The sequence below is a fragment of the Micromonospora sp. DSM 43699 genome (assembly GCF_055517075.1).
On record NZ_JBTMMT010000058.1, the window covers coordinates 13,867 to 27,476 of the forward strand.

Here is a 13,610-nt window from a genome sequence, read left to right on the forward strand (position 1 = left end):
ACGGGCGGCAGGTCAGGCAGCGGGGCCGATCTGCTTGGCCAGGTCGACGAACGCCTGCCAGGTGTCCGGCGCGAGGGTCAGGGTGCCGCCGTCGCGGTCCTTGGTGTCCCGCACCAGGACGACGCCGGGGAGGTTGTCGGCCACTTCGACACACGAGCCGCCGTTGCTGCCGCTCCTGGTGCTCTTGCGCCACTGTGCGCCGGTCAGGTCCATGTATTCGCTGCTTCCTTGATCAGGTTGAGTGATTGCTTACGGGAGAAGGCTTCGCCTCTGATCACCTCCCACGTTTGCTGGAGGGTAACAAGGTCATCGGTCTCATTCACCACCTGCGCTCGCACTTGATGATCGAGATGTGCCACTACTGAGCCGTCACCAAGGGTGCCAAGAATGAAGCCGCCCTGTAGTCCAGGGTAGAGCCCAGTGTCCTCACTCACCACGAGGATCTGTATGTGCGGTAGCTCGACCATCTCGGCCAGGTGGGTGAACTGTTCCTTCATCGCGGCGGGGTGACTCTTCATTGGGCGACGTAACGCCGCCATGTCGATGACGGCGACGAGTTGCGGGGGCCTGTCGCTGGTGAGGATGGAGCTGCGATCGAGCCGCGAGGCCACGCGCTCCTCGATCTCGTCCGGAGGCAGCAGGTTGTGTCCCAGTGTGGCTCGCGCGTACGCCTCGGTCTGGAGCAGGCCGGGAACCCAGGTGTGTTCGTACCACCGCAGCGCGACCGCTTCGCGCTCCCAGTCGACCCATTTTCTCAGCCACTGTGGCTCGCGGCGCTTGAGGACATCGGGCCATAGGTCACCAACGTCCCGGCCGAGGATGGCGGCCACTGTCACCCGTCGGCGTGGTTGCGGCACACGTCCCGGAGATATCCACCGCGCTGCCGTCTTGGGGTCTACGCCTGTTTGAGCAGCAAGACTCTCTGCTGTCTCGCCGACCTCTGCCATGGCCTCCTGAAGTGCGTGGTTCATCCCGCCTCTATGGTGGATGTCACGAACGTCCGTGAGCATAGATTAACGTCGTGTACTGATCCCATCACGATCTGCTGGTCCTCGTGGCGTCGGCACTGTGGCTCCGCAGGCGACGGACGGCGATCGACGGGGACGACGTGGTCCTTGACCTGGCGGCGTCGGCGCAGGCCCGCCGTCGTCTGGACGATCACCGGAACCCGACTGACGGCAGTAACCTCCGCAGCACCGGTGGCAGCCTCTGACCGGACGGTTCACCGTCGCGGCAAGGGCGGTGCGCATGGTCACCAGGGCGGTCGGCCCGGTGTCGACCGGGTACGGCGATGCGGGACGTCCGTCGGGTACGGCGACACGCCGTACGTGAGAGAGAGGTGGACGCCCCGCGCCGCCGTGAGCCGGGCTCCTGCCGAGCGCCCGGCGTCGGCCCGTCGCGATCGGGCCTGGTCACGGGCTCAAGCATGCGTCGGTGCAGTGCCCGGGGCAACCTGATTACCGCCGGGCCGGGACGTCCCCACCGCCGCGCTGGGGCGACGCGATTTTACGAGTTCGGCACCGGCGACGGATTGACCGTGGTGATCGGCGGGACGAGACTCGGGCGCACTCGCACCGGGACCACCCGGGCAGCACCGGGTACCACCTCAGGGAGGTGTGCTGTGGCCACAACGCCCCCGCCGACCACCGGACAACCGCCGACCGTCGGGCAACCGCACGCGCCGGACGACGACGCCCGACGACTCGCCGAACTCGGCTACCAGCAGGAGCTGCACCGCAAGTGGAGCGGCTTCTCCAACTTCGCCATCTCGTTCTCGATCATCTCGATCCTGGCCGGCTGTTTCACCACCTTCGGCCAGGCGTGGAACAACGGCGGGCCGGTCGCCATCTCCTGGGGCTGGCCGCTGATCTCGCTGTTCATCCTGATCATCGGGTTCTGCCTGGCCGAGCTGGTCTCGGCGTACCCGACGGCCGGGGGGATCTACTGGTGGGCGGCGAAGATGGGCAGGCCGGTGCACGGCTGGTTCACCGGCTGGCTCAACCTGATCGGCCTCGTCGCGGTCACCGCGTCGGTGGACTACGGCTGCGCCACCTTCCTCAACCTGACCCTGTCGGCGCTCTTCGACGGGTGGGAGGGGACGCTACGGCAGGCATTCGTCCTGTTCGTGATCATCCTGGCCCTGCACGGGCTGATCAACATCTTCGGGCACCGGATCATCGACGTACTCCAGAACGTCTCGGTCTGGTGGCACGTGGCCGGCGCGGCCGCCGTGGTGGCCATCCTGCTGCTGGTGCCGGACGAGCACCAGAGTTTCCAGTTCGTGTTCACCGAGCGGTTCAACAACTCCGGATTCGGTGACGGCGACACCGGCGGGTTGACGTTCTGGTTCTATGTGCTGCCGCTGGGATTCCTGCTCACCCAGTACACGATCACCGGATTCGACGCCTGCGCGCACGTCTCCGAGGAGACCCGGGGCGCGTCGCAGGCCGCCGCGAAGGGGCTGTGGCGGTCGATCTTCTATTCGGCGGTGGGCGGCTGGATCCTGCTGCTGGCGTTCCTGTTCGCCGCCACCGACGTGGACGCGATCAACGCGGCCGGCGGATTCTCCGGGGCGATCTTCGAGTCGGCGTTGACCCCGTTCTTCTTCAAGACGGTCATCATCATCTCCACCATCGGGCAGTTCTTCTGCGGGATGAGCTGCGTGACCTCGATGAGCCGGATGACGTACGCGTTCAGCCGGGACCGCGCGGTGCCCGGCTGGCGGCTGTGGTCCAAGGTCGACCGCAACGGCACCCCGGCCAACGCGATCATCGGGGCGACGCTGGCCGGCCTGGTGCTCACCCTGCCGGCGCTCTACCAGAGCGGCGGTGTCCCGGTCGCCTTCTACGCGGTGGTGTCGGTGGCGGTGATCGGCCTCTACCTGTCCTTCGTCATCCCGATCGCGCTACGGCTGCGGATGGGGGACCGGTTCGAGCCGGGGCCGTGGACGCTCGGCCGCAAGTACAGGTTGTTCGGGTGGATCGCGGTGGTGGAGATCGTGATCATCTCGGTCTACTTCGTGCTGCCGATCGTGCCGGCCGGGGTGCCCGGCAACGCGGAGTTCAGCTGGTCGGCGGTGAACTACGCGCCGCTGGCCGTCGGCGGGGTGCTGCTCGGAGTGGGCATCTGGTGGTACGCCTCGGCCCGAAAGTGGTTCACCGGCCCCCGCCGCACCGTCGACGTACCCGGGCCGGGGGCGCATGCGACGGCGGACGCCGCGCGGGCCGACGGACCGGCCTGACCACGGACCTTCCGGTCGCCCACGGTACGCCAGTGGGCAGCCCCTGGCGGAAGCCTCCGGGAGGAGGGCTCCGGCCAGGGGCTGCCCTGGTGCCGGCCGGTGTGCGCCGGTGCGGGTCAGAGGATCAGAGGTAGACGCTGTTGCTGAAGGTCAGCGGGATGAAACTGGTGGAGCCGCCGTAGGTCCAGGTGATGAAGGCGTCCGCACCCGTCTGGTATTGGCCGGTGGACCGGGGGTACTCGGTGTCGACGGTACCGAGGGTGGTGCTGTAAGCCGTCTTGGTGTTGTAGGTGACCTGGGTGCCGTAGCGGAACAGGGCGACCTCGACCTGGATCGCGTAGACGGGATAGGTGCACTGCACTGACGCGAGGCCCTCCTCGCCGCCGCCGTACGGGCCGCCGTAGTAGACGAACGGGGTGCTCGGCGTCAGCGTGCAGGTGACACTGATGGAGCCGACGGTCCCCGTTATCGAGGTCGAGGCGAGCGTGCCGGAGGAATTCGCCGACCGACCGATGTTTCCGGCGGAAAGGGAAGTCAGGGGGCCTGTCGACTCGGCGCCGGAGGGGGGTGCGGCCTGGGCCGGGGCGGCCACCGCGAGCAGCACGGTGGAGAGGGCGATCGCCACCAGGGCGGCGAAGGATCGGGGTGTGCCACGCCTACGTACTCTCGTCATTACCCGTCCTTTGTGCGTCGTGATGGAGCAGTTCGGGCGGTGCTGGAATCCCATCGGGTGCGACGGATGCGCCGACCAGCCGTTTTCCCGATGAACGCACCGCGCATCGCGCGCACCTGCGCAGGTGTTCGCCGGGAAAGGTGGGCGGGTCATTCGATAAAGCGCGGTGCGTCGAAACCGATTGGTCAGAGTCTGGCAAGGCGGCGACCTTCACGCAAGGTCACCGTGCGATTACCGATAACCGGATTGATGGTCTGCCCGAACGGATGAACCGCGTTTCGCCGTGCATCTTTCCCGCGCGCGAAAGGATCGCCTCCGGTGTTGTGCGCTCCTGCAATTCCCGCCTGTATGGCATAGCATCTTCCGCCCGTGTCGCACGGCATCTTCCGCCTGCACCGCAGGGCATCTCGCGTCCGTGTCGCGTGGCGTCCGCACGCGCCGGGGAACCCGAGGGTCGGCCGGAGTACGGTCGCCGGACAGGGGCGGCCGGGTGCCGCCCGGCGACCCGGCCCGGGCCGGGTCGGTGTGCCCGCCGATGGGGGTTTGCCGGGACGTCCGGACGGGGCATTGACGGTGATCCGCTAGGCCGGTAGACCTTGGTGATGGAGGCGCACGGATGAGAAGAGCCCCGCTCACGTTGGAACAGCTCCGGGTCGCCGTCGCCGAGGGCGAGATCGACACGGTGGTGCTCGCCCTGACCGACATGCAGGGCCGCCTCCAGGGCAAACGGTTCCACGCCCCGTTCTTCCTCGACCAGGTGGTGGCCAACGGGAGCGAGGGCTGCAACTACCTGCTCGCCGTGGACGTCGACATGAACACCGTCGACGGGTACGCGATGTCGAGCTGGGAACGCGGCTACGGCGACTTCGCCATGCGCCCCGACCTGTCCACCCTGCGCCGGATGCCCTGGCAGCCGGGGAGCGTCCTGCTCCTGGCCGACCTGGAGTGGCTGGACGGCTCCGGCCCGGTGGTCGCCTCGCCCCGGCAGATCCTGCGCCGGCAGCTCGACCGGCTGGCCGACCACGGGCTGACCGCGTACGCCGGCACCGAGCTGGAGTTCGTCCTCTACCGCGACTCGTACGAGGAGGCCTGGCAGCGCGGTTACCGCGACCTCACCCCGGCCAACCAGTACAACGTGGACTACTCGCTGCTCGGCACCGCCCGGGTGGAGCCGCTGCTGCGCCGGATCCGCACCGAGATGGCCGGCGCGGGGCTCACCCCGGAGAGCGCCAAGGGCGAGTGCAACCTCGGCCAGCACGAGATCGCCTTCCGGTACGACGAGGCGGTGGCCTGCGCCGACCACCACGTGATCTACAAGAACGGGGCCAAGGAGATCGCCGCCCAGGAGGGCGTGTCGATCACCTTCATGGCCAAGCCGAACGCCCGGGAGGGCAACTCCTGCCACATCCACTTCTCGCTGCGCGATATCGACGGCCGCTCGGCGATGCTCGGCGACGGGCCGGCGCAACTCAGCGTGACCGGGCAGCGGGTGCTGGCCGGGCTGCTCGCCACCATGCGGGAGATGAGCCTGCTGTTCGCCCCGAACATCAACTCCTACAAGCGTTACCAGCCCGGTTCGTTCGCGCCGACCGCGCTGCGCTGGGGCACCGACAACCGCACCTGCGCGCTGCGGCTGGTCGGCCACGGGCAGGGCATGCGGGTGGAGAACCGGGTGCCCGGCGCGGACGTCAACCCGTACCTGGCGATCGCCGCCCTGGTCGCCGGGGCGGTGCACGGCATCGAGCAGGAGCTGGAGTTGCCCGACGAGTGCACCGGCAACGCCTACGACGACCCGACGGCCGAGCGCGTCCCGCCCACCCTCCGCGACGCCCTCACCCTCTGGCAGACCTCCGACCTCGCCCGCACCGCCTTCGGCGAAGAGGTCCACGCCCACTACACCAACATGGCCCAGGTCGAACTCGCCGCCTTCGACGCCGCCGTCACCGACTGGGAACTCACCCGTGGCTTCGAACGCCTCTGACCCCCACCCCCGGATCGATCATGGAGTATTGGTGGGCGGTATGTGGCTGATTGTGGCTTATGTGGGGGACCGCAACTCCATGATCGACGGGGAAAGGGGTGGGGCGTGACGCGGGTGGTGGATCCGGCGAGTGGGGCGGTGGTCGCGGAGGTGGCGGGGGCCGGGGTGGGGGAGGTGGATGCGGCTATCGGGCGGGCTGCGGTCGCGTTCGAGAGCTGGCGGGCGGTCGCGCCGGGGGAGCGGGGGCGGATTCTGCGGCGGTTCGCCGGGTTGGTGGACGCGCACCTGGAGGAGTTGGCGCTGTTGGAGGTGCGCAACTCGGGGCACACCATCGGCAACGCGCGCTGGGAGGCGGGCAACGTCCGTGACGTGCTCGACTACTACGCGGGCGCGCCGGAGCGGCTGACCGGGCAGCAGATCCCGGTGCCCGGCGGGTGGGACGTCACCTTCCACGAACCGCTCGGCGTGGTCGGGGTGATCGTGCCGTGGAACTTCCCGATGCCGATCGCCGGCTGGGGCTTCGCCCCGGCACTGGCCGCCGGCAACACGGTGGTGCTCAAGCCCGCCGAGCTGACCCCGCTGACCGCCCTGCGCCTGGCCGAGCTGGGGCTGGCCGCCGGCCTGCCGGAGGGGGTGTTCACCGTGCTGCCCGGCCGGGGTGACGTGGTCGGCGAACGCTTCGTCACCCACCCGGCCGTACGCAAGGTCTGCTTCACCGGCTCCACCGAGGTCGGCACCCGGATCATGGCCGGCTGCGCCGCCCAGGTGAAGCGGGTCACCCTGGAGTTGGGCGGCAAGAGCGCCAACCTGGTCTTCGCCGACGCCGACCTGGAGAAGGCGGCGGCCACCGCGCCGTACGCGGTGTTCGACAACGCCGGCCAGGACTGCTGCGCCCGCTCGCGCATCCTGGTCCAGCGCCCGGCGTACGACAGGTTTCTGGAACTGCTCGAACCGGCGGTCCGGGCGCTCCGGGTGGAGGACCCGGCCGCCGAGACCGCCGAGATGGGCCCGCTGATCTCCGCCGCCCACCGCGACCGGGTCGCCGGCTACCTCGACGGCGCGACTGTCGCCTTCGCCGGCACCCGTCCCGACGGCCCCGGCTTCTGGCACGCCCCGACGGTGCTGCTCGCCGACTCCCCGGCCGACCGGCACTGGCGGGAGGAGATTTTCGGGCCGGTCGTCTCGGTGCTCCCCTTCGACGACGAGGCCGACGCCGTCCGGCTCGCCAACGACACCGAGTACGGCCTGTCCGGCTCGATCTGGACCCGGGACGTCGGGCGGGCGCTGCGGCTGGCCCGCGCGGTGGAGGCGGGCAACCTGAGCGTCAACTCGCACTCCTCGGTGCGTTACTGGACCCCGTTCGGTGGGATGAAGCGTTCCGGGCTCGGCCGCGAGCTGGGGCCGGACGCGCTGCACGCCTTCACCGACGTCAAGAACGTCTTCATCAGCACAGAGGAGTGACGCCAGTGCAGGGTCGGCTACAGGACCGGGTCGCCGTGGTGACCGGGGCGGGCAGCGGGATCGGGTTGGCCACCGTGCGGCGGTTCGCCGCCGAGGGGGCCCGGGTGGTCTGCGTCGACATCGACGCCGAGGCCGGTGGGCGGGCCGCCGAGGAGGTCGGCGGGGAGTTCGTCGCCGTCGACGTGGCCGACGAGGCGGCCGTCCGGAGCCTCTTCGACGGCGTCGCCGAGCGACACGGCCGGGTCGACGTGGCGTTCAACAACGCCGGTATCTCCCCGCCCGACGACGACTCGATCCTCGACACCGGGCTGGACGCCTGGGAACGGGTGCTGCGGGTCAACACCACGAGCGTCTACCTGTGCTGCAAGTACGCGATCCCGCACATGCGCCGGCAGGGCAAGGGCTCGATCATCAACACCGCCTCCTTCGTGGCGCTGATGGGGGCGGCCACCTCGCAGATCGCGTACACCGCGAGCAAGGGCGGGGTGCTGGCGATGACCCGGGAGCTGGGCGTGCAGTTCGCCCGGGAGGGCATCCGGGTCAACGCGCTCTGCCCCGGCCCGGTGGCCACCCCGCTGCTGCTGGAGCTGTTCGCCGCCGACCCGGAGCGGGCCGCCCGCCGGCTGGTGCACGTGCCGATGGGCCGGTTCGGCGCACCGGAGGAGATCGCCGCCGCGGTCGCCTTCCTGGCCAGCGACGACTCGTCGTTCATGACCGCCGCCCAGTTCGTCGTCGACGGCGGCATCACCGGCGCCTACGTCACCCCGTTGTGAGCGGCCCGGGCGGTGATCCCACCAGGCCGGAGGTCCGCGCCGCCGGGCGTCGGGAGACCGGCCGGGCCCGTCCGCTGATCGGGATCACCGGGTACGTCGAACCGGCGAGCTGGGCGGTCTGGCGGGACGTCCCGGCGTCGCTGGTGCCGCAGGCGTACGTCCGTTCGGTGACCGCCGCCGGGGGCCGGGCCGTGGTGCTGCCCCCGGACGACCTGGACGCCGACGTGGTCGACGTCCTCGACGGACTGCTGCTGGCCGGCGGTGCGGACGTCGGCCCGGAGCACTACGGCCAGCCGGTCGATCCGCGCACCGAGCCCCGGCCGGACCGGGACGCCGGGGAGTCGGCCCTGCTGGCCGCCGCGCTCGCCGTCGACCTGCCGGTGCTCGGGGTGTGCCGGGGGATGCAGTTGCTGGCCGTCGCGCACGGCGGGGCACTGCACCAGCACCTGCCGGACGTGGTGGGCCACGACCGGCACCGCCCCGCCCCCGGGGTGTACGGCGCACACCCGGTGCGGTTCGCCCCGGGGAGCCGGACCGCGAGCGTGCTGGCCGGGGTGGACCGGGTCAACTCGTACCACCATCAGGGGGTGGCCGACCCGGGTGGGCTCACCGTCACCGGCTGGGCCGACGACGGGGTGGTCGAGGCGGTGGAGGACCCGGCACGCCGGTTCCTGCTGGGGGTGCAGTGGCATCCGGAGAACGACGACGACCCGCGCCCGGTGACCGCCCTGGTCCGGGCGGCCCGCGCGGTCTGACCAGGGACCTGGGCCGGTCACGGATCGGGCTGGCCGGGCGGGGCCGATGGCCCGAACGGCAGCGCCGGGTAGTCGGCAGGCAGTCCTGACCGGGACGGCCGTCCTGGCTGGCGGGAATGGGTCTCCCGGAATGCGGTCGGCGGGAGCAGGATGGCGGCATGGGGACCGTGTATCCGGCACTCGACGGGCGGCTGCGGGAGTTCGTCGAGGCGCAGCCGATGTTCTTCGTGGCCACCGCGCCCAGTGGTGCCGACGGGCACGTCAACGTCTCGCCCAAGGGGATGCGTGGCACCTTCGTGGTGCTCGGCCCGCACCGGGTGGCCTGGCTCGACTACCACGGCAGTGGGGCGGAGACGATCGCCCACCTGCGGGACAACGGTCGGATCACGCTGATGTTCTGTGCCTTCGACGGCCCGCCGAAGATCCTGCGTTTGCACGGCCGGGGCGTCGCCACCCCGGTCACCGACCCGGGCTTCGCCGCGCTGGTGGCCGATTTTCCCGACCCGCCCGACCTGCACGCGGTCCGGGCCGTGATCGGGGTGACGGTGGAGCGGGTAAGCGATTCGTGTGGCTTCGCGGTGCCCCTGATGGACTACCGGGGCGACCGGGACCTGTTGCTCACGTCACACTCCAGGCGCACCGCCGAGGACCTGGTCGACTACCGGGCGACGAAGAACGCCGCCAGCATCGACGGTCTGCCGGTGTTCTGAGCGCTGCCCGGCCCTCCTCCGCCGATCTCACCATGCGCCGTCGGGGGAATGACGGCAGGATGAGCCGCGGGTTACCAGCGTCTGCGGGAACCCGTGCGTTACGTTCCTGATCCGTCGGGGTAGAAGACGGGGCACGGCCGGCATCTGCCGAGGCGTTGGGGGGCACGACCGCCGAAGCAGGGGGCGCGGATGAGCTCGGCCTACGGGGGCGAGGAGGGACGAGGGCTGTCCTTCCTGCCGGCTACCGACGCCATGCCGTCCGACGACCCTGCGCTGTCCGGCGACATCAGGCCGTCCGGTGGCCTCACGCCGGCCGGCGACGCCGCGCCCGGCGACGGCGCGTCGGCACCGGATGGCGGGCTTTCGCCGGCGCTGGCGGCGTCCTTCGCGGCGGGTGGCGAGCTGGGCCGCCTGCTGCATGGGTACGACTGGGCGACCAGCCCGTTGGGCCCCCCCGACACCTGGCCGCCCGCGCTGAGCCACGCGATCGGCATGATGCTCTCCTCGCGGGCCCAGATCGTGCTGTTCTGGGGCCCCGACCAGCTCGCCTTCTACAACGACGCCTACCGGCCGACCATCGGCGACAAACACCCGCAGGCACTGGGTCGCCCGGCCCGGGAGCACTGGGCGGAGACCTGGGACGTGCTCCGCCCGCTGCTGGACGGCGTGCGCCGCACCGGCGAGTCGTACCGGGGCGAGGACCACCCGTTCCTGCTCGACCGGCACGGCTTCGTCGAGCAGGTCTACTTCGACGTCTCCTACGACCCGATCCGGGACGCCGACGGCAGCGTCAACGGGGTCTTCTGCTTCGTCAACGAGACCACCGGCCGGGTCCTCGGCGAGCGTCGGTTGCGGGCGTTGGCCGAACTCGGCTCGCAGCTCGGCGCGGCGAGCAGCATGGCCGAGCTGGGGCGGGCGGCGGCGGCCGTGCTGGACGGGCACCGGGCCGACATCCCCTTCGCCCTGATCCACCTGACCGACGAGACCGGCCGCCCGACGCTGACCGGGGCCAGCGGCGTCGACCCGGCCCGGGTGCCGGCCGAGTTGCCGACCGTGCTGTCCCGCGTCGCCGCCGGTGGGGTCGCCGCCCAGGTCCACGTGGCCGAGCTGTGCGGCGAGGTGCCTGACGGTGCCGCCGAGCGGGCCCTGGTGCTGCCGCTCACCGCCACCAGCGAGCCGGCCGGGGCGCTGGTGGTCGGCCTCTCCGCCCGGCTGCCACTCACCGACGAGTACCGCGACTTCCTCGACCTGATCGCCGCACAGGTCTCCCGGGTGGTGGGCCAGCAGCGGGTGTACGAGCAGGAGCGGGCCCGCGCCGCCGAGCTGGCCGCGCTGGACCGGGCCAAGACCAACTTCTTCGCCAATGTCAGCCACGAGTTCCGGACCCCGCTGACCCTGGTGCTCGGCCCGCTGGAGGACATGCTGGCCGATCCCACGCTGCCCGCGTCGCACCTCGACCGGCTGACCGTGATGCACCGCAACGCGCTGCGCCTGCTCAAGCTGGTCAACACGGTGCTCGACTTCTCCCGGCTGGAGTCCGGCCGGCTGACCGCCCACTACCAGCCCACCGATCTCGCCGTGTACTCCTCCCGGTTGGCCAGCACCTTCCGTTCCGCGACGGAACGGGCCGGGCTGCGGCTCGTGGTGGACTGCCCGCCGCTGCCCGCACCGGTCTTCCTGGACCGGGACATGTGGGAGAAGATCGTCCTCAACCTGCTCTCCAACGCGTTGAAGTTCACCTTCGAGGGCGAGATCCGGGTCCGGGTGCGCATGGTGGACGGCGCGGCCCGGCTGGAGGTATCCGACACCGGGGTGGGCATCGTCGCCGAGGAGCTGCCGCACGTCTTCGAACGGTTCCACCGGGTGCCGGGGGTGCGTTCGCGTACCCACGAGGGCACCGGGATCGGGCTGGCCCTGGTCCGCGAGCTGGTCGAGATGCACGGTGGCACGGTGGCGGCCGAGAGCCGGGTCGACCACGGCACCACCTTCACGGTGACCGTCCCGTTCGGTGCCGCGCACCTGCCCGCCGACCGGGTGGCGGTGGCCACGCCGCTGCCCCTTGTCGAGTCGTCACAGGCGCCGCTCTACGTCGCGGAGACCGCGCTGTGGACCGCCGGTGAGCAGTCCGTCCCGGCCGACGGCGGGACCGGGCGGGCCGGCCGGGTCCTGCTCGCCGACGACAACGCCGATCTGCGTGAGCACGTCACCCGCCTGCTCGGCGCCGAGTACGAGGTGGTGGCCGTCCCGGACGGCGCGGTGGCCCTCCAGGAGGCCACCGGGAGCGCCTTCGACCTGGTGTTGACCGATGTGATGATGCCCCGGCTGGACGGGTTCGGCCTGGTCGCCGCGTTGCGGGCGAACCCGCGTACCCGGCATGTGCCGATCGTGCTGCTCTCCGCGCGGGCCGGTTCCGCCGAGGCGGTCGCCGGCCTCTCGGTCGGCGCCGACGACTACCTCACCAAGCCGTTCTCCGGGGCCGAGCTGATCGCCCGGGTCCGGGCCAACGTCGAGCTGGGCCAGCTACGCGGGCAGATCATCCGCCGGCTCCGGGCGCTGGCCGACGCCGCCGTGGCGGTCAACACCGCGAAGTCGACCGCCGAGGTGGTCCAGGTCGCCGCCCGGCACGCCCTGCACCTGGCCGAGGCCGCCCGGGTGGTGGTCACCACGGTCACCGGCGCGCGCCACGAGGCCGACGGCGGCGGCACCGCCCGCGACGAGCCTTCGCAGGTGCTGCCGCTGACCGGCACCGCCGGTGGGCAGCTCGGCGAGCTGCGGGTCTGGCGTTGCGACGGTGACGGCACCGAGCAGGCCGCCGTCGGGGAACTGGCCCGCCTGGTCGGCGTACGGCTGGAGAACGCCCAGCTCTACGAGGCCGAACACCGGATCGCCACCACCCTCCAGCACAGCCTGCTGCCCCGTTCGCTGCCCCAGTTGCCCGGGGCCGTGGTGGCCAGCCGCTACCTGCCCGGCAGCACCGACGTCGAGGTCGGCGGCGACTGGTACGACGTGATCGGCATCGGCGACGACGAGGTGGTGCTGGTCATCGGCGACGTGGTCGGCAAGGGCGTCCGGGCCGCCGCCGCGATGGGTCAGCTCCGCAACGGTCTGCGGGCCTACCTGCTGGAGGGGTACGACCCGGGGCAGGCGTTGACCCGGCTCAACCGGCTGGTCGGCTCGACCGAGCGGCAGTCGTTCGCCACCGTCTTCTGCCTCTCCTTCTCTCCGCGCACCGGCCGGCTGCGGTACGCCAGCGCCGGTCATCCGTCCCCCCTGCTGATCCGAGGAGACGACGTGGCCTTCCTGCACGAACGGGCCCTCGGGCCGCCGATCGGCGCGATCGTGGGCACCGACTACCGCACCGTCGAGGGTGAGCTGGCCCCCGGTGGCCGGTTGCTGCTCTACACCGACGGGTTGATCGAGGACCGGCACGCCGGCATCGACGCGGCGCTGGCCCAGCTCCGGGCCGACGCCGGCATCGGCGGCGAGCACGTCACCGACCTGGTGGACGCCGTGGTGCAGCGGGTCGACGGGCGTAACCGGCACGACGACGTCGCGGTGCTGGCCCTGGAGGCCGCCGAGCTGAACCGGTTCGCGTTGCGGCTGCCTGCCGACCCGACCCGGCTCAGTGTGCTACGCAAGCGGCTGGAGGACTTCCTGGTCGCCCACTCCGTCGTCGAGAACGACCTGTTCGACCTGACCGTCGCGGTCTCCGAGGCCGCCGCCAACGCCATCGAGCACCCGGTCGATCCGGTCGAGCCGACCATCTCCGTCGAGGTGTCGATCGTCGACCGGACGGTGGTGGCGACGGTGCGTGACACCGGCCGCTGGCGGGAGTCGACCGGGGCGGGCTTCCGGGGTCGGGGGCTCGCGTTGATCGAGGCGCTGGGCGAGCTGACGGTACGCCGTACCGGGGAGGGGACCGAGGTGTCGCTGCGCCGCCGGCTGACCGACTGAGCCGGCCCGGCCCGGCGCGGACCCGGGCGGGGCCGGTGCGGACCCGGTGTCGGGTAGGGCGG

10 protein-coding genes are annotated in these 13,610 nt (G+C 71.3%); 7 read left to right on the plus strand and 3 right to left on the minus strand.

The genetic code is table 11. From position 1 onward, the window contains the following. Positions 1-12 precede the first annotated feature (12 nt). Together AC0AIB_RS23720 and AC0AIB_RS23725 are read right to left on the minus strand one after the other, a co-directional pair. Positions 13-207, minus strand: a complete 195-nt coding sequence (locus AC0AIB_RS23720) for a DUF397 domain-containing protein (RefSeq protein WP_328348892.1) — start codon at positions 205-207, stop codon at positions 13-15. After that, positions 204-971, minus strand: coding sequence for a DUF5753 domain-containing protein (locus AC0AIB_RS23725; RefSeq protein WP_465097510.1), 768 nt, complete (start codon positions 969-971; stop codon positions 204-206). Before AC0AIB_RS23725 ends, AC0AIB_RS23720 begins: the two co-directional genes overlap by 4 nt. A gap of 650 nt (positions 972-1,621) precedes the next feature. On the opposite strand from AC0AIB_RS23725, the gene AC0AIB_RS23730 reads away from it, so the two are divergent. Beyond that, on the plus strand, positions 1,622-3,241 hold the full coding sequence (locus AC0AIB_RS23730) for an amino acid permease (protein ID WP_328339023.1): 1,620 nt from the start codon (positions 1,622-1,624) through the stop codon (positions 3,239-3,241). Between the two features lie 124 nt (positions 3,242-3,365). Here the strand turns inward: AC0AIB_RS23730 and AC0AIB_RS23735 are convergent, their stop codons facing one another. After that, positions 3,366-3,914 (minus strand): hypothetical protein, encoded by a 549-nt coding sequence (locus tag AC0AIB_RS23735; RefSeq protein ID WP_328339021.1) that lies wholly within the window; start codon positions 3,912-3,914, stop codon positions 3,366-3,368. 616 nt (positions 3,915-4,530) lie between these two features. Between AC0AIB_RS23735 and AC0AIB_RS23740 the strand changes: the two genes are divergently transcribed. The 6 genes from AC0AIB_RS23740 to AC0AIB_RS23765 all read left to right on the plus strand — a co-directional run bounded on the left by AC0AIB_RS23740 (position 4,531) and on the right by AC0AIB_RS23765 (position 13,548). Further along, positions 4,531-5,895, plus strand: a complete 1,365-nt coding sequence (locus tag AC0AIB_RS23740) for a glutamine synthetase family protein (RefSeq protein ID WP_328339018.1) — start codon at positions 4,531-4,533, stop codon at positions 5,893-5,895. Between the two features lie 105 nt (positions 5,896-6,000). Beyond that, positions 6,001-7,356, plus strand: coding sequence for an aldehyde dehydrogenase family protein (locus tag AC0AIB_RS23745; RefSeq protein ID WP_465097511.1), 1,356 nt, complete (start codon positions 6,001-6,003; stop codon positions 7,354-7,356). 5 nt (positions 7,357-7,361) lie between these two features. Further along, positions 7,362-8,129 (plus strand): 3-oxoacyl-ACP reductase, encoded by a 768-nt coding sequence (locus AC0AIB_RS23750; RefSeq protein ID WP_328339016.1) that lies wholly within the window; start codon positions 7,362-7,364, stop codon positions 8,127-8,129. A 74-nt stretch (positions 8,130-8,203) separates the two neighbouring features. Next, complete coding sequence (locus AC0AIB_RS23755; protein WP_465097516.1) at positions 8,204-8,884, plus strand: gamma-glutamyl-gamma-aminobutyrate hydrolase family protein; 681 nt, start codon at positions 8,204-8,206, stop codon at positions 8,882-8,884. A 158-nt stretch (positions 8,885-9,042) separates the two neighbouring features. After that, positions 9,043-9,594, plus strand: a complete 552-nt coding sequence (locus AC0AIB_RS23760; RefSeq protein ID WP_328339013.1) for a pyridoxamine 5'-phosphate oxidase family protein — start codon at positions 9,043-9,045, stop codon at positions 9,592-9,594. Positions 9,595-9,783: 189 nt separating this feature from the next. Further along, the gene (locus AC0AIB_RS23765; RefSeq protein WP_328339011.1) at positions 9,784-13,548 is read left to right on the plus strand and encodes a SpoIIE family protein phosphatase; all 3,765 of its coding nucleotides are present in this window, start codon (positions 9,784-9,786) and stop codon (positions 13,546-13,548) included. The last annotated feature ends 62 nt before the right edge of the window (positions 13,549-13,610 follow it).

Excerpts from the sequence above, each read along its gene's own strand:
- AC0AIB_RS23765 (WP_328339011.1), top strand. The coding sequence starts at position 9,784 with ATGAGCTCGGCCTACGGGGGCGAGGAGGGACGAGGGCTGTCCTTCCTG.
- AC0AIB_RS23740 (WP_328339018.1), top strand. The coding sequence starts at position 4,531 with ATGAGAAGAGCCCCGCTCACGTTGGAACAGCTCCGGGTCGCCGTCGCC.
- AC0AIB_RS23735 (WP_328339021.1), bottom strand. The coding sequence starts at position 3,914 with ATGACGAGAGTACGTAGGCGTGGCACACCCCGATCCTTCGCCGCCCTG.
- AC0AIB_RS23725 (WP_465097510.1), bottom strand. The coding sequence starts at position 971 with ATGAACCACGCACTTCAGGAGGCCATGGCAGAGGTCGGCGAGACAGCA.
- AC0AIB_RS23760 (WP_328339013.1), top strand. The coding sequence starts at position 9,043 with ATGGGGACCGTGTATCCGGCACTCGACGGGCGGCTGCGGGAGTTCGTC.